The following is a 14,159-nucleotide window of genomic DNA, read 5'->3' on the forward strand; positions in this document are numbered from 1 at the left end:
GGATGGTTCAGCCGCCGCGTGCTTTCTTGAGCTCGTCCTGCACCGCCTTGATGGCGTCGGCACCGATCGAGTCCTTGTGCTTGTCATACACCGCAGCCACTTTGGTGCGGATGCGGCTTTGCTCGGCCGAGCTCACTTCGTTGACCTGCATGCCCTTGGTCTTGAGCGAGGCCAGCGACTTTTCGTTCAGGGCACGGTTGGCCGCACGCTGAACCTTTTGGCCTTCGATGGCCGCTTCACGCAACACGGCTTGCTCTTGCGGGTTCAGCTGGTCCCACAGTTTTTTGCTGTAGAGGATCAGGAAAGGCGTGTAGGCGTGGCGCGTCACGCTCAGGTACTTTTGCACTTCATTGAACTTGGAGGTTTCAATGGTCACAAAGGGGTTTTCCTGGCCATCGATGGCGCGGCTTTCCAAGGCCGAGAACACTTCGGGGAAGGCCATGGGCACGGCGTTGGTGCCCAGGGTCTTGAAGGTGTCCAGGAAGATGTTGTTCTGCATCACGCGGACCTTGACGCCCTCAAAGTCTTCGAGCTTGGCCACCGGTCGCTTGCTGTTGGTGAGGTTACGGAAACCGTTTTCCCAGTAAGCCAGGTTCACGAGGCCTGCGGCTTCAAGCTTGGCGTTGAAGTACTTGCCAGCCGGGCCATCGAGCACCGCATCGGCTTCTTTTTCGTTGGCAAACAGGAAAGGCAGGTCAAACACGCCCAGTTCCTTGACGATGCCCACCAGCGGCGAACTGGAGGTGCACACCATTTCTTGCGTCCCCGCACGCAGGGCCTGGGTGGCCTGCAGGTCACCGCCCGCCATGCCGCCCCAGAAGGCGGTGATCTTCATCTTGCCGCCGGTTTTGGCGGCCAGGATTTCCTGCATCTTCTTCACGCCCACGCCCACAGGATGGTCTTCATTCACACCGTTGGTGAATTTGATGTTGCGCTCCGAGAACTGCGCCATGGCGCTGCTGGCCACCAGGAAGGTGCCTGCGAGCAGGGTCACCAGATTTCTGCGTTTGAACATGTTTGTCTCCTTATATAAAACACAGGGTTGAAAATCAGAAAAACTCAAGCCACTTTCTTCAAGCGTGCGGGCACACCCGTCAGGCCTGGGATTTTTCGCCGCGTGGACACCACGCGCTCGATGTCTTCATGGGCACCATTGATCAGCACCATGATGGCCCGCTCGGCTTTGGCTGGCGCATGTTGGATCACGGCGTCGAGCACAGCACGGTGCAAGGGCAATGAACTGCGGGGGCCGTCCTGAATGCGGGTGGAAATCTCAAAGCTGGTGCGCAGCAAGGCGCTCAGGGCCTTGCCCATCTGGATCAGCATGCGGTTGTGCGAGGCATGCAGCAAGCCCTGGTGAAAGCGCAGGTCGTGCACCACATAGTCGCCACCTTGTTCCACCGCCAGCTTCATGCCGGCATAGGCTTCTTCGATTTCGGCGATGTCTTGCGGGGTGGCTTTTTCAGCCGCCAGACGCACGGCGGCGGGCTCCACCACGCGGCGCAGCTCTTGCAGGTCACGCAAAAATTCAGGCGTCAAACCCGCATGCGCTTGCCAGGTGATCACATCGGGGTCGAACCAGTTCCACTGGTCATCCTGGAGCACCCGTGTCCCCACTTTGGGGCCGGTCGAAATCAGACCCTTGGCCACCAGGGACTTGATGGCCTCGCGCACCACCGTGCGGCTGACGCCAAACTGCTCGCACAACACAGGCTCCGGCGGCAAGCTCGCGCCCACAGGGTATTGGCCGGACAAGATGGCTTGTCCCAGCAAATCCAGTGTGTGACCGTGTGCGTTTTTGACCATGAGCGATGCAGTGAATGCATGCAATCATATGATGAATGAGGCGTTTCAACCCTGCGGAAAACCCTGAAGGCCACAGCGCTCGTCTGCCAATTCCAAGCTGTCTCAGGGTTTACATGGTGGCCGACTGATTTCATTCATCATACGATTGAATGCATTCGCCAACCACCGACTCAGGCTCTTTACCCATGTCCTCCTCCCCCCGCAAAAAACCCGAAGACCTGCGCAGCCAGCAATGGTTTGGCCGACAAGACCGCGATGGCTTTGCCTACCGCAGCTGGGTCAAGGGCAAAGGCGTGCCGCACGACCAATTCGATGGTCGCCCCGTGATCGGCATCTGCAACACCTTCAGCGAACTCACGCCCTGCAACTCGCACTTCCGCACCCTGGCCGAGCAGGTCAAGATCGGGGTGTACGAGGCCGGCGGCTTCCCGCTCGAATTTCCGGTCATGTCGCTGGGCGAAACCTTGCTGCGCCCCACGGCCATGCTGTACCGCAACCTGGCCAGCATGGACGTCGAGGAATCCATCCGTGGCAACCCCATTGACGGCGTGGTGCTGCTGATGGGCTGCGACAAGACCACCCCCAGCTTGCTGATGGGTGCATCCAGCGCGGGCCTGCCCACCATCGGCGTCTCGGGCGGCCCCATGCTGAACGGCAAATGGCGCGGGCAAGAATTGGGCTCGGGCACCGGCGTGTGGAGCATGAGCGAGCAGGTGCGCGCTGGCACCCTCAAGCTGCAAGACTTCTTTGAAGCCGAAAGCTGCATGCACCGCAGCCACGGCCATTGCATGACCATGGGCACCGCCAGCACCATGGCCAGCATGGTCGAGGCCCTGGGCATTGGCTTGCCCGGCAACGCCGCCTACCCCGCCGTGGACGGCCGCCGCAATGTGCTGGCCCGCGAGGCCGGTCGGCGCATCGTCGAGATGGTGCACACCGACCAGACCATCAGCCAAGTGCTCACCCGTGAAGCCTTTGAAAACGCCATCCGCACACTGGCGGCCATTGGCGGCTCGACCAACGCGGTGATCCACCTGATCGCGATTGCGGGTCGCCTCGGTCTCAAGCTCACCGTGGACGATTTCGAGCGCCTGGGCAGCGAGCTGCCTTGCCTCTTGAACCTGCAGCCCTCAGGCGAGCACCTGATGGAGGACTTCTGCTACGCGGGCGGCCTGCCCGTGGTGATGAAGGAGATCGAGCACCTGCTGCACAAAGACATCGTCACCGTGAGTGGCAAGACCGTGGGCGAGAACATCGCCCATGCTGTGAACTACGACCCGCGTGTCATCAAGAAGTTTGACGAACCCTTCAAGGAAAAGGCCGGCATCGCCATCCTGCGCGGCAACCTGGCCCCGCGTGGCGCGGTCATCAAGCCCAGCGCCGCCACACCTGCGCTGATGGTGCACACCGGCCGCGCCGTGGTGTTTGAAGACAGCCACGACTTCCACAAGCGCATCGACGACGAGAATCTGGATGTGGACGAGAACTGCATTTTGGTTTTGAAAAACTGCGGACCCAAGGGCTACCCCGGTATGGCCGAGGTGGGCAACATGCCGTTGCCGCCCAAGGTGCTGCGCAAGGGCATCACCGACATGGTGCGCATCTCGGACGCCCGCATGAGCGGCACGGCCTACGGCACCGTGGTGCTGCACACTGCGCCCGAGGCGGCCGCCGGTGGCCCGCTGGCCGTGGTGCAAAACGGCGACATGATCGAGCTCAACGTGCCCGAGCGCAAACTGCAGCTGCTCATCAGCGACGAAGAACTGGCCAAGCGCCTGGCGCAATGGACAAAACCTGAACCGGCCATGCCATCGGGCTACTGGAAGCTCTACATCGACCATGTGCTGCAAGCCGACGAAGGCGCGGACATGGACTTTCTGGTCGGCCAGCGCGGCGCGGCCGTGCCCAAAGACAACCACTGATTCACGGAGAAAAACATGCGCATTTTGATCACCGGCGGTGCCGGATTTTTGGGTGCCCGTCTGGCCCGCGAGATTCTGAAAAAAGGCCAGCTCAACGGCCAAACCGTCTCCGAAGTGGTCATTGCCGACCTCTTTCCTGCACCGGCCGACCTGCTGGCCGATCCTCGCGTGAAAGGCCATGCTGGCCCCATGCTGGAGCAAGGCGATCTGTTCAAAAGCGGCTTTGACGGTGTGTTCCACCTGGCGTCTGCGGTGTCGGGCGAGTGCGAGCTCGACTTTGACCTGGGCCTGCGCTCCAACGTGGACAGCAGCCGATTGCTGCTCGACAGCATCCGTGCCTCGGGCAAAGCATCCCGACTGGTGTTTGCCAGCTCGGTGGCCGTTTTCGGCCCCGACATCGGCAACCCCATGCCCGACCTGGTGACCGACACCACCTTGCCCACGCCGCAAACGTCGTATGGCACACACAAACTCATGATCGAGCACATGGTGGCCGACTACACCCGCAAGGGCTACATCGACGGCCGCTCGGCCCGACTGATGACCGTGGCGGTGCGACCCGGCAAGCCCAATGGTGCAGCCTCCTCGTTTTTCAGCGGCATCATCCGCGAACCCCTCTCGGGCGTGGACGCCGTTTGCCCGGTGGATGCCAGCGTGTCGCACCCGCTGTCCTCGCCAGGCAACACCATCCACGGCCTGATCACCGTGTTCGAAGCCAGCCGCGAAGCGGTGGGGGGTCGCATGGCGCTGAACCTGCCAGGGCTCAACGTGACCGTGGGCCAGATGCTCGATGCCCTCGAAAAAGTCGCAGGCCCCGCTGTGCGCGCACGGGTGAAGTTCGAGCGCGATGAGCGTGTGGCGGGCATTGTGGCCAACTGGTCCCGGGGCTCGACGTCCGAGCGGGCCAACGCCTTGGGCTTGAAAGCCGAGAGCAACTTCGAGGCCATCATCGAGCAATACATCGAAGACTGCAAAACGCGCCCCGGCTACCCGGCCGAGGCCCTGAACGGCCTGAAGTGAAGCGCGGCCCACGGCCTGTACCATGGGCCGTGGCGTGCCTTTCAAAAATGCGTGCTGATCGCCCCGCTGATGCGGCCATCGTCTTCAATGACCGCCATCCAGCGCCACTTGTCAAACGTGGTGCAGGGGTGGGAAATGCCCAAGGCGATGCGGTCGCCCACACGGGGCACCGGGCCATCCATGGCAAACACCATGTGGGCGTGCTGGTCACTCAAGGCCTTGACTTGCCAACTGCCCGGCGCGGCCTGGATGGCCCCTGGCCCGCTTTGTCCCCGCGCCGCCCAGCGCACCGGCATGGGCATGCACTGATCAAAGGACAGATCGCGCCGCCCGGCGCTCAGAATGGCCAGCCCCGGCTCGGGCACCGACTGCACGATGGCCCAGACCTCCAGGGCAGGCTTCAGCGACGCGCTCAGGCCCTCGCGCTGCTCGACCAGCTTGAGGTAGCGGGCGTAGTTCCAGTGGTCGTGCGTCACATAGCAGCCCGAGCGCAGCACGCCTTGGACCGGACGGCTTTGAACCTGCAGCTTCAGCATCGGGATCACCAGGTCGAACACGGCCGAGCCCCCGGCCGAAAGCAACACCTCATCGCGGCCCCACAGGCCTTGCGCATCGATTTGCTGGACCAGCGCCTGCACGCTGCGCACCAGGGCGCTCACCGCCGCGCTGTCGTGCGCGCTCTCGCATTGGCCCAAACCGCCTTCGTAACACTCCACCCCACCCAGCCTCACCACCGGCGAGGCCGCGATGGCCTGCGCCAATGCCAGCGCCTCTTCGTGCGTGCGGCAACCGGTGCGGTAGCCCGCGATGCCCAGCTCCAGCAGCACGTCCCAGCAGCGGGTGTTCTGGCGACGCTGGCCCCAGTCGGCCAGGGCATCGAGCTGGGCCAGCGAGTCCACCAAAAACCAGACCCGCACCTCGGGGTACTGCATGAGCAAGGTGTCGAGCCCGTCCAGGTCCGCGTCGGACACCAGCTGGTTGGCGATGATGGCGCGCTGCGCCCCTGCGGCCAGGCCCACACGCAGCTGGTGCACGTTGGCAAAAGTCAGGCCCCAGGCCCCGGCCTGCAGCTGCAGGCGAAACAACTCGGGCGACATGGTGGTTTTGCCATGCGGAGCCAGGGCCACGCCCTTGCGCTGCACAAAGTCCTGCATCCAGGCCAGGTTGTGCGAGAGTGCCGGGCGGCGCAGCACGGCCACAGGGTAAGCCAGCGCGTCGTCCAGCAGGTTCCAGCCACGTGCGGCCAGGTCGGACACCGCACACGGCCCGGCTGCGAGCGGGTAACCTTTGCAATGTGCATCCAGTACAAAACCGTGTTCCATGTCCATGATCATCCTCTTGTCGCCGTTCGGGGCGCTCCCCCGTCAGGCGCTGATTCTCCCATTCAGCACTGCCACGCCATGCGAGGCCTGAGATGAACGCACCCCCCAAAACCCTGGACATCGTGGCCTTGGGCGAAGCCATGGTCGAGTTCAACCAGACCCGGCACCAGAGCGAAGATGAAGCCCCGCTCTATCTGCAAGGCTTTGGGGGCGACACCAGCAACGCCGCCATCGCGGCAGCCCGTGCGGGCGCGCAGGTGGCCTACCTCACACGGCTGGGCACCGACCGCTGGGGCGAGCACCTGATGGCGCTGTGGCAGCGCGAGCGGGTGGAGACGCGCTGGGTGCTGCGCGATGCGCAAGCCGCCACCGGCATCTACTTCGTGAGCCACGATGCGCAGGGCCACCACTTCAGCTACGCCCGCGCCGGGTCCGCTGCCAGCCGCATGCAGCCCTGCGACACCACACACTGGGCCGACGCCGTGCAGCAAAGCCAATGGCTGCACCTGTCGGGCATCACGCTGGCCATTTCGGCCTCGGCCTGCGACACGGCTTTTGCCGCCATGCAGCACGCCCGCAGCGTGGGCACCCGCGTGGCACTCGACTCCAACCTGCGCCTGTCACTGTGGCCGCTGGCCCGTGCACAAGCGTGCATCCGCCATGCGGTGGGCCTGTGCGACCTGTTTTTGCCCAGCCTCGAAGACATCACGGCGCTCACGGGCCTGACCCAGGCACAAGACATCGTCGCCTGGAGCCACGCCCAGGGCGCAGCGCAAGTGGTGCTGAAACTCGGGGCCGATGGCGCGCTCGCCAGCGACGGACAAACGCAGCGCCAGCTGCCCGGCCATGCGGTGCAGGCCGTCGACGCGACCGGCGCAGGCGACTGCTTTGCAGGCAACCTGCTCGCCCGCCTGGCGGCAGGCGACACCCTGTGGGCCGCCACAGCCTATGCCAACGCGGCAGCGGCTTTGTCGGTGCAAGGGTTTGGCGCGGTGCCACCGCTCCCCCGCAGCGAAGCGGTGGCGCAACTTCTGACGAAAGAGGGGCCCGCATGAGGCCCCTGATCGCCATCGACTGGGGCACGTCCTCGCTGCGCGGTGCGCGGCTGGGCGACGCGGGCCAGGTGCTGGATTCGCGCGAATTTCCACGCGGCATCCTCACCGTGCCGCCCGGGCAGTTTGAAGCCGTATTGCACGAACTCTTTGGCGACTGGTTGCAAGCGCCCGATGCCCTGTGCCTGATCTCGGGCATGGCGGGCAGCCGCCAGGGCTGGCAAGAAGCGCCCTACTGCCCTTGCCCTGCAGGCTTTGCCGAACTGGCTCAGCACCTCCTGTGGTTGCAGCCTGCTCGCATCGCCTTGGTGCCGGGACTGAGCTGCACGACGTCTGACACCCCACACACCCCCGACGTGATGCGCGGGGAAGAAGTGCAGATTTTTGGTGCGCTGCAACGGGCCGGGCGAGACAGCGCCACGCTGGTGCTGCCCGGCACACACAGCAAATGGGTGCAGGTGCAGGCGGGCCGCGTGCGGCGTTTCCAGACCTTCATGACCGGCGAGGTGTTTGCCCTGATGGGCCAGCACTCGATTCTGGGCAAGACCATGGACCTGGCCGGGCCCTTTGACGAAGCGGCTTTTGTGCAAGGCCTTCACCAAGCCCCGCAGCCCGGCGGCGTGTTGCACCACCTGTTTTCGGTGCGTACCCTGGGCCTGTTCGATCGCCTGAGCGCGGCCGCCCAGCCCAGCTACCTGTCGGGCCTGTTGATTGGCGAAGAGCTGCGCCACCAGGACCTGAAAACCAATGCAGACCCGGTGATCCTGATCGGCAACCACACCCTGACCCAGCGCTACACGCTGGCCCTGCAGCAGCTGAACATCGCCAGCCAAAGCCACGGGGCCGAGGCCACTTGGGCGGGTTTGTTCGCGCTGGCTGCTTCATTCCTTTCACCATGACCATGACCGCTTTGCCCACACCCGCCTCAGCCCTGGCACAAGCCATGGCGCAGCTGCCTTTGGTGGCCATCCTGCGCGGCCTCACGCACGCCGAAGCGCCCGCCATCGGCGACGCGCTGGTGAGCAGTGGCTTTGCCCTCATCGAGGTGCCGCTGAATTCGCCCGAGCCTTTGCAAAGCATCGCCGCGCTGACGCATCGCCACCCACAAGCCTTGGTCGGCGCGGGTACGGTGCTCAACGCGCAGCAGGTGAAAGAGGTGCACGCTGCGGGTGGCCGCCTGGTTGTGTCCCCCAATTTCAACCCCGCCGTGGTCGCGCAGGCCCTGGCGCTGGGCATGGTGGTGATGCCCGGTGTGGCCACCCCCACCGAGGCCTTTGCCGCGCTCGATGCGGGCGCACATGGCCTCAAGCTTTTCCCTGCTGAGATGATCTTGCCTGCCACCGTGAAAGCACTGCGGGCGGTGCTGCCGCAAACAACGGCCTTGCTGCCTGTGGGCGGCATCACGCCCGACAACATGGCCGCTTACCGCGCCGCTGGGGCTTCGGGTTTTGGTCTGGGCTCGGCCTTGTATGCACCGGGGCGCAGCGCCGAGCAGGTGCGAGACAAAGCGCTCGCTTTTGTGCGGGCCTTTCAGGCCACCGTGGCCGCTTGAAGACGGGTCTGCGCAACGGCCTGAGTGCAAAGCCCAAGCGCCGTGTGCGCCTGCCCACCCCAATCAGGCGGCTGCTGGTGCTTGGCTTGCAGGTAGTGGTGGGTGAACACCTCCAGATACGCCTGCAAGGTGTTCGCCACCAACGCTTCGCCCGCCATCTCCAGGCACAGGGCCGCCACTTCGCTGGTGCAAAAATGGTCTTGCCTGCGCGAGCGGCGCAGCACATAGCGTGAAACCTGCTCCGGGTTCAGACTGAGCACCGGGAAATCGTTGAGGTAAGGGCTCTTGCGGAACATCTTGCGTGCCTCAGGCCAGGTCGCGTCCAGCAAGATGAAGAGGGGCCGTTTGCCCGTTCCATGGGCAGGCACGCTCCGGGCCATGCGCTCGGGTGCCACAAACTCCCCCGGGAACACCACCAAAGGCTGCCACTGCGGGTCGGCCGGCATTGCCAGCAAAGCCGGGTCCACCTCGGTGCGCGCCCATCCAAAAGCAAAGGTGTCGGGCACCACATCGGCAATCAGCCAGCCGGTATTGCTGGGCTTGAGCGGTTCCGTGTCGGCCATGAGCAAACACACACCCGCGCGGGTGTGCACAGCCGGGCGCACGCAGCACATGCAGTGGCTGGGCACCAGACGGCAGCCCGGGCAACGCTCGCCCTTGATGCCACCACGGGCCATGAACGGTTTGACGCTGCGCGCCAGCCGCTGGGCCCGCAGCCGGGCCACGGCATGCGGCACCACAACCCCCATCACGTGGGGCGGTACAAGACGCAAATTTTGTGGCCGTCGGGGTCGCGCAGATAGGCCAGATAAAGTTTGCCCGAGGGGCCTTCGCGCCAGCCAGGAGGGTCTTCACATGTCACGCCACCGTTGGCCACACCGGCTTGGTGGAAAGCATCCGCCTGCTCTGGCGAAGTCGTTTTGAAACCGATGGTGCTGCCGTTACCGACCGTGGCGGCTTCGCCATTGATGGGGGTGGTGATACCAAAAGAGCCCGTGGGGCTGCGGTAAAAGTAACGCTGGTTGTTGGCCACACCTGGGGGCAAGCCCAATGTGCCCAACACGGCGTCGTAAAACTTTTTGGAAACTTCGAGGTCTTTGACCCCGACCATGACATGACTGAACATCTGTTTTCTCCATCAACGTGAGGAACCGAAGGGTTTGGGTCATCATAACGGGGCCATGTCCGTGACCCGAGTCACCCAGGTGGTTGCGCCGCATCTGGCCCATCGTGCAAGCTCGGCGCTTCCCTCATTTCACTGTCAAACCATGCCCACTCCATCCCACGACAACACCCCCGATGAATGGCTCGCGCAAGAGCGCACAGTGCGCGAACGGCTGGACAAAGGCGCTGGCCCGGGCGTCGCCACGCGCGAGCAAGTCGCCGGCAAAACCGGCCTGCAAGTCATGCAAGGCCTGCTCAGCGGCGAGTTGCCCTATGCCAGCATCGCCAAAACGCTGGACTTTGTGCTGATCGACGTCAGCGCAGGTCAGGCCATTTTTCAAGGTGCGCCTGGCCTGAACCACATGAACCCTTTGGGCACCGTGCACGGCGGCTGGTTTGCCACCCTGCTCGACTCGGCCCTGGGCTGCGCGGTGCACACCATGATGCCGCCCGGACGGGGCTACACCACGGCCGACCTGAGCGTGAAGCTGGTCAAGGCCCTGACCCCCAAAGTGCAGCGCGTGCGGGCCATTGGCCAGGTGGTGCACTGCGGCCGCCAACTGGCCACCGCCGAAGCCCGACTGGTCGGCCCCGACGGCACCCTGTACGCCCATGCCAGCACCGCCTGCCTGGTTTTTGAAATGCCAACACAATCCAAACCATGAGATTCCTTCACACCATGCTCCGCGTTGGCCACCTTCAACGCTCGATCGACTTCTACACCCAGGTGCTGGGCATGCAACTGCTGCGCACTTCGGAAAACCCCGAGTACAAATACTCGCTGGCCTTTTTGGGCTATGGCAAGAACCCCGAACACGCCGAGCTGGAGCTGACCTACAACTGGGGCGTGGACAGCTACGAGCTGGGCACCGCCTACGGCCACATCGCGCTGGGGGTGCCCGACGTGCATGCCGCGTGCGACAAGATCAAGGCCGCTGGCGGCAACGTGACCCGCGAGCCCGGCCCGGTCAAGGGTGGCACCACCGTGATCGCATTCGTGACCGACCCCGATGGTTACAAGATTGAGCTGATTCAGCGGGCGGAATACGCCCAGCTGTGAGCCTTCACTGACGGAGACCGCCACCATGACCTCGCTGACTGGCCAACGCATCCTGGTGACCCAGGCCCAAGACTTCATGGGCCCGGCCCTGTGCCACGAGTTGCGCGCCTGTGGCGCCGAAGTGATCGCCGACGCGCGTCTGCTCACCCACCCGCAAGACGCACAAGCCGTGGTCGAGGCGGCAGGGCCGCTCGATGCGTTGGTCATCAATCTGGCGCTGCCTGCGCCGTCCACCCCCGTCACGCAAATTGACGAAGCCGAATGGCGGCAGGTGTTTGAAGTGATGGTCGACCCACTGCCGCGCCTGGTGCGCGCGGTGGTGCCCGGCATGAAGGCACGGGGCGGCGGCAAGATCGTGGTGATGGGCAGCGCCTCGGCCCTGCGCGGCATGAAGCGTGCCGCCAGCTACAGCGCGGCGCGCGGTGCACAGCTGGCCTATGTGCAGGCGGCGGGTGTGGAGCTGGCCCCGGACAACATCCAGCTCAATGTCGTGGCGCAGAACTTTGTCGACAACCCCACCTACTTCCCGCCCGAAGTGCAAGCCAACCCGCGTTTTCAGGAGCGCCTGAAACGTGAAGTGCCGTTGGGCCGCCTGGTGAAAGCCGAAGAAGACGCCCGCTTTGTGGCCTACCTGTGCAGCGACGCGGCCAGCTGCTTTGTCGGACAGGTGTTTCCGATGTCGGGCGGCTGGGCGGTGCGCTGATCGGGCGCATTTGCTGCGCCCTTCAATCCTCAGCGCGGCAATTGGCTGGCTTCGCGGGCCAGCGCTTCGATGCGCGCCCAATCGCCTTGGGCCAGCGCATCGGAGGGCACCAGCCACGAGCCGCCAACGCAGGCCACATTGGGCAAGCTCAGCAGGTCGTTGGCGTTTTGCTGCGTGACGCCGCCTGTGGGACAGAACTTCACATCGAAGAACGGACCGCTCCAGGCCTTGAGCATGGCGGGGCCGCCCGCCTGCATGGCCGGGAAAAATTTGAGTTCGGTGTAGCCGTCTTCCTGGGCCATCATGATTTCGCTGCCGGTGGCCACACCGGGCAAGAGCGATAAACCATGGTCACGGCAGGCCTGGCCCACCGCGCGGGTGTAGCCGGGGCTCACGGCAAAACGGGCACCGGCTTTGACCGCTGCAGCCGCATCTTGCGGGCTGCGCACCGTGCCGGCACCGACCACCGCACCCTCCACCTCGTTGGCGATGGCTTCCATGCAAGCCAGTGCCTGCGGGGTGCGCAAAGTCACTTCGAGCATGCGGATGCCGCCCGCCACCAGAGCGCGGGCCATGGGCACAGCGTGGGCCACATCGTTCAAGACGATCACGGGGATCACGGGGGCGTCCTGCATCACTTGCAGGGCAGTCAGATTCACAGCCATGTGCAGGCTCCTTCTTCGGCTTTGAGCGCATTGCGGCGCAAGTTGGCAAACAGTTCACGGCCCATGCCCACCCCGTTGGCGGCACGCAGCTCGGCAGGCATTTGGACCAGGGGGCGGGCGGCCCATTCGGCCTCGCTCACCAGCACCTGCAGGGTGCCTGCCACGCCGTCGAGGCGAATCAAGTCACCGTCTTGCACTTTGGCCAGCGGGCCACCGGCTGCCGCTTCGGGCGAGACATGGATGGCCGCAGGCACCTTGCCCGAGGCACCGCTCATGCGGCCGTCGGTCACCAGTGCCACCTTGAAGCCCTTGCCTTGCAACACGGCCAGCGGAGGGGTGAGCTTGTGCAGCTCGGGCATGCCGTTGGCTTGGGGGCCTTGCCAGCGCACCACGCACACCACATCGCGGTCCAGCTCACCAGCTTTGAACGCGGCATGCAACTCGTCTTGCGAGCTGAACACACGGGCAGGCGCTTCGATGGTGTGCAGGGCTTCGGGCACGGCCGAGATCTTGATCACACTGCGGCCCAAATTGCCTTGCAAGACTTTCAGGCCACCCGTGGCGCTGAAAGGGCTGCTGGCGGGGCGCACCACGGTGTCATCCTTGCTGGGGCCAGCGTCGTGCCAGACCAGCTGACCGTCCTGCAAGGCCGGAATGCGGGTGAACTCGCGCAAACCGCCGGGTCGCACCGTGAGCACATCGATGTGCATCAACCCGGCGTCGAGCAGTTCGCGGATCACGTAGCCTGGGCCGCCTGCAGCCTGGAATTGGTTCACATCGGCGCTGCCGTTGGGGTAGACGCGGGTGAGCAAGGGCACCACTTCCGACAGGGCCGCGAAGTCGTCCCAGTCGATCACGATGCCTGCGGCACGCGCCACCGCCACCCAGTGGATCAGGTGGTTGGTCGAGCCGCCGGTGGCCAGCAAGGCGACCATGGCGTTGACGATGCAGCGCTCATCGACCAGACGTCCGATGGGTGTGAAATTTTTGTCTTTCACCAGCGCCAGCACGGTGCGTGCGGCTTCGCGGGTCAGTTCAGCGCGTGCACCCTCGCCCGGGTTGATGAAGGCCGTGCCCGGCACGTGCAGGCCCATGGCTTCGAGCAGCAGCTGGTTGCTGTTGGCCGTGCCGTAGAAGGTGCAGGTGCCCTCGCCGTGGTAGGCGGCCGATTCGGCTTCGAGCAATTCAGGGCGGCCCACCAGGCCCTGCGCGGCTTTCTCGCGCACCTTGGATTTTTCGCTGTTGGACAGGCCGCTGGTCATGGGCCCAGCCGGCACAAAGACCGTGGGCAGGTGGCCGAACTGCAAAGCGCCTATGAGCAGGCCTGGCACGATCTTGTCGCACACGCCCAGCATCAGGGCGGCGTCAAACACATCGTGGCTGAGCGACACCGCCGTGGCCATCGCGATCACATCGCGGCTGAACAGGCTGAGTTCCATGCCGGGTGTGCCCTGGGTCACGCCGTCGCACATGGCGGGCACGCCCCCGGCCACTTGGGCGGTGGCGCCCAGCTTGCGGGCTTCGTCCTTGATCAGGTCGGGGTAGTGCTGCAGCGGCGCGTGGGCCGACAGCAGGTCGTTGTAGGCGTTGACGATGCCAATGTTGGGCGCGCGCGGGGCCACCACCTTGATTTTGTCCAGCGCCGTGGCGCGACTTTTGTCAGCCTCGGGCATGGCCGCAAAGGCGTGGGCCACGTTGGCACAGCCCAGGCGCTGGGCGCCGGGGTCGCGCTGGGCTGCGGCGTCCACCTGTTGCAAATAAGCCTGGCGGGTCGGGCGGCTGCGCTCGGTGATGCGGGCGGTGACGGCGGCCAATGTCGGATGAAGGGTCATGTCCTTGCGCCATTGCAGGCGTGGTAACTAAATTACATCCGCGATGGTAACCGCCTTCTCC

Annotated in this window: 15 protein-coding genes; 8 read left to right on the forward strand and 7 right to left on the reverse strand. The window is 64.7% G+C overall.

What is annotated here, in order from left to right; all coding sequences use genetic code 11:
* Positions 1-7 precede the first annotated feature (7 nt).
* Both IC609_RS01105 and IC609_RS01110 read right to left on the reverse strand, forming a co-directional pair.
* Positions 8-1,015 carry a TRAP transporter substrate-binding protein gene (locus IC609_RS01105; protein ID WP_191817616.1) on the reverse strand — a complete coding sequence of 336 codons (1,008 nt, stop codon included), beginning with the start codon at positions 1,013-1,015 and terminating at the stop codon, positions 8-10.
* A gap of 44 nt (positions 1,016-1,059) precedes the next feature.
* Positions 1,060-1,806 carry a FadR/GntR family transcriptional regulator gene (locus IC609_RS01110; RefSeq protein WP_191817617.1) on the reverse strand — a complete coding sequence of 249 codons (747 nt, stop codon included), beginning with the start codon at positions 1,804-1,806 and terminating at the stop codon, positions 1,060-1,062.
* Positions 1,807-1,991: 185 nt separating this feature from the next.
* Here IC609_RS01110 and IC609_RS01115 point away from each other — a divergent pair, with 185 nt between their 5' ends.
* Positions 1,992-3,728, forward strand: coding sequence for an IlvD/Edd family dehydratase (locus tag IC609_RS01115; protein ID WP_191817618.1), 1,737 nt, complete (start codon positions 1,992-1,994; stop codon positions 3,726-3,728).
* 15 nt (positions 3,729-3,743) lie between these two features.
* Entirely contained in the window at positions 3,744-4,748 is a 1,005-nt protein-coding gene (gene denD / locus IC609_RS01120; protein WP_191817619.1) for a D-erythronate dehydrogenase, read from the forward strand.
* Positions 4,749-4,789: 41 nt separating this feature from the next.
* Here the strand turns inward: denD and IC609_RS01125 are convergent, their stop codons facing one another.
* Positions 4,790-6,070, reverse strand: coding sequence for an alanine racemase (locus IC609_RS01125; RefSeq protein ID WP_191818854.1), 1,281 nt, complete (start codon positions 6,068-6,070; stop codon positions 4,790-4,792).
* A 92-nt stretch (positions 6,071-6,162) separates the two neighbouring features.
* Here IC609_RS01125 and IC609_RS01130 point away from each other — a divergent pair, with 92 nt between their 5' ends.
* From IC609_RS01130 to IC609_RS01140, 3 genes are read left to right on the forward strand one after another with little or no spacing between them, the layout of a single operon-like run.
* On the forward strand, positions 6,163-7,125 hold the full coding sequence (locus IC609_RS01130) for a sugar kinase (protein WP_191817620.1): 963 nt from the start codon (positions 6,163-6,165) through the stop codon (positions 7,123-7,125).
* A complete protein-coding gene (locus IC609_RS01135; protein WP_191817621.1) occupies positions 7,122-8,021 on the forward strand; it encodes a 2-dehydro-3-deoxygalactonokinase in 900 nt (299 codons plus the stop codon). Before IC609_RS01130 ends, IC609_RS01135 begins: the two co-directional genes overlap by 4 nt.
* Before the next feature lie 2 nt (positions 8,022-8,023).
* A complete protein-coding gene (locus IC609_RS01140) occupies positions 8,024-8,674 on the forward strand; it encodes a 2-dehydro-3-deoxy-6-phosphogalactonate aldolase (protein WP_191818856.1) in 651 nt (216 codons plus the stop codon).
* On the opposite strand, the gene IC609_RS01145 is transcribed toward IC609_RS01140, so the two are convergent.
* On the reverse strand, positions 8,653-9,423 hold the full coding sequence (locus IC609_RS01145) for a tRNA-uridine aminocarboxypropyltransferase (protein WP_191817622.1): 771 nt from the start codon (positions 9,421-9,423) through the stop codon (positions 8,653-8,655). The genes IC609_RS01140 and IC609_RS01145 overlap by 22 nt on opposite strands.
* Complete coding sequence (locus tag IC609_RS01150; RefSeq protein ID WP_191817623.1) at positions 9,423-9,800, reverse strand: VOC family protein; 378 nt, start codon at positions 9,798-9,800, stop codon at positions 9,423-9,425. Before IC609_RS01150 ends, IC609_RS01145 begins: the two co-directional genes overlap by 1 nt.
* Before the next feature lie 142 nt (positions 9,801-9,942).
* Here IC609_RS01150 and IC609_RS01155 point away from each other — a divergent pair, with 142 nt between their 5' ends.
* From IC609_RS01155 to IC609_RS01165, 3 genes are read left to right on the forward strand one after another with little or no spacing between them, the layout of a single operon-like run.
* Positions 9,943-10,503: a PaaI family thioesterase gene (locus IC609_RS01155; RefSeq protein WP_191817624.1), complete on the forward strand. Its 561-nt coding sequence runs from the start codon at positions 9,943-9,945 to the stop codon at positions 10,501-10,503.
* Entirely contained in the window at positions 10,500-10,898 is a 399-nt protein-coding gene (gene gloA, locus IC609_RS01160; protein ID WP_191817625.1) for a lactoylglutathione lyase, read from the forward strand. The genes IC609_RS01155 and gloA overlap by 4 nt, the downstream gene beginning before the upstream one ends.
* A 25-nt stretch (positions 10,899-10,923) precedes the next feature.
* Entirely contained in the window at positions 10,924-11,601 is a 678-nt protein-coding gene (locus tag IC609_RS01165; protein ID WP_191817626.1) for an SDR family oxidoreductase, read from the forward strand.
* Between the two features lie 29 nt (positions 11,602-11,630).
* Here the strand turns inward: IC609_RS01165 and eda are convergent, their stop codons facing one another.
* Both eda and edd read right to left on the reverse strand, forming a co-directional pair.
* Positions 11,631-12,266, reverse strand: a complete 636-nt coding sequence (gene eda / locus IC609_RS01170; RefSeq protein WP_191817627.1) for a bifunctional 4-hydroxy-2-oxoglutarate aldolase/2-dehydro-3-deoxy-phosphogluconate aldolase — start codon at positions 12,264-12,266, stop codon at positions 11,631-11,633.
* Positions 12,257-14,098 (reverse strand): phosphogluconate dehydratase, encoded by a 1,842-nt coding sequence (gene edd / locus IC609_RS01175; RefSeq protein WP_191817628.1) that lies wholly within the window; start codon positions 14,096-14,098, stop codon positions 12,257-12,259. Before edd ends, eda begins: the two co-directional genes overlap by 10 nt.
* Between the last annotated feature and the right edge of the window lie 61 nt (positions 14,099-14,159).

Source organism: Limnohabitans radicicola (genome assembly GCF_014837235.1).
Lineage (GTDB): Bacteria > Pseudomonadota > Gammaproteobacteria > Burkholderiales > Burkholderiaceae_C > Limnohabitans_A > Limnohabitans_A radicicola.

What these genes read in the sequence shown, in the direction of transcription:
- IC609_RS01105 (WP_191817616.1), bottom strand. Translation starts at nt 1,015, where the DNA reads ATGTTCAAACGCAGAAATCTGGTGACCCTGCTCGCAGGCACCTTCCTG.
- IC609_RS01110 (WP_191817617.1), bottom strand. Translation starts at nt 1,806, where the DNA reads ATGGTCAAAAACGCACACGGTCACACACTGGATTTGCTGGGACAAGCC.
- IC609_RS01115 (WP_191817618.1), top strand. Translation starts at nt 1,992, where the DNA reads ATGTCCTCCTCCCCCCGCAAAAAACCCGAAGACCTGCGCAGCCAGCAA.
- denD (WP_191817619.1), top strand. Translation starts at nt 3,744, where the DNA reads ATGCGCATTTTGATCACCGGCGGTGCCGGATTTTTGGGTGCCCGTCTG.
- IC609_RS01125 (WP_191818854.1), bottom strand. Translation starts at nt 6,070, where the DNA reads ATGGAACACGGTTTTGTACTGGATGCACATTGCAAAGGTTACCCGCTC.
- IC609_RS01130 (WP_191817620.1), top strand. Translation starts at nt 6,163, where the DNA reads ATGAACGCACCCCCCAAAACCCTGGACATCGTGGCCTTGGGCGAAGCC.
- IC609_RS01135 (WP_191817621.1), top strand. Translation starts at nt 7,122, where the DNA reads ATGAGGCCCCTGATCGCCATCGACTGGGGCACGTCCTCGCTGCGCGGT.
- IC609_RS01140 (WP_191818856.1), top strand. Translation starts at nt 8,024, where the DNA reads ATGACCGCTTTGCCCACACCCGCCTCAGCCCTGGCACAAGCCATGGCG.
- IC609_RS01145 (WP_191817622.1), bottom strand. Translation starts at nt 9,423, where the DNA reads ATGGGGGTTGTGGTGCCGCATGCCGTGGCCCGGCTGCGGGCCCAGCGG.
- IC609_RS01150 (WP_191817623.1), bottom strand. Translation starts at nt 9,800, where the DNA reads ATGTTCAGTCATGTCATGGTCGGGGTCAAAGACCTCGAAGTTTCCAAA.
- IC609_RS01155 (WP_191817624.1), top strand. Translation starts at nt 9,943, where the DNA reads ATGCCCACTCCATCCCACGACAACACCCCCGATGAATGGCTCGCGCAA.
- gloA (WP_191817625.1), top strand. Translation starts at nt 10,500, where the DNA reads ATGAGATTCCTTCACACCATGCTCCGCGTTGGCCACCTTCAACGCTCG.
- IC609_RS01165 (WP_191817626.1), top strand. Translation starts at nt 10,924, where the DNA reads ATGACCTCGCTGACTGGCCAACGCATCCTGGTGACCCAGGCCCAAGAC.
- eda (WP_191817627.1), bottom strand. Translation starts at nt 12,266, where the DNA reads ATGGCTGTGAATCTGACTGCCCTGCAAGTGATGCAGGACGCCCCCGTG.
- edd (WP_191817628.1), bottom strand. Translation starts at nt 14,098, where the DNA reads ATGACCCTTCATCCGACATTGGCCGCCGTCACCGCCCGCATCACCGAG.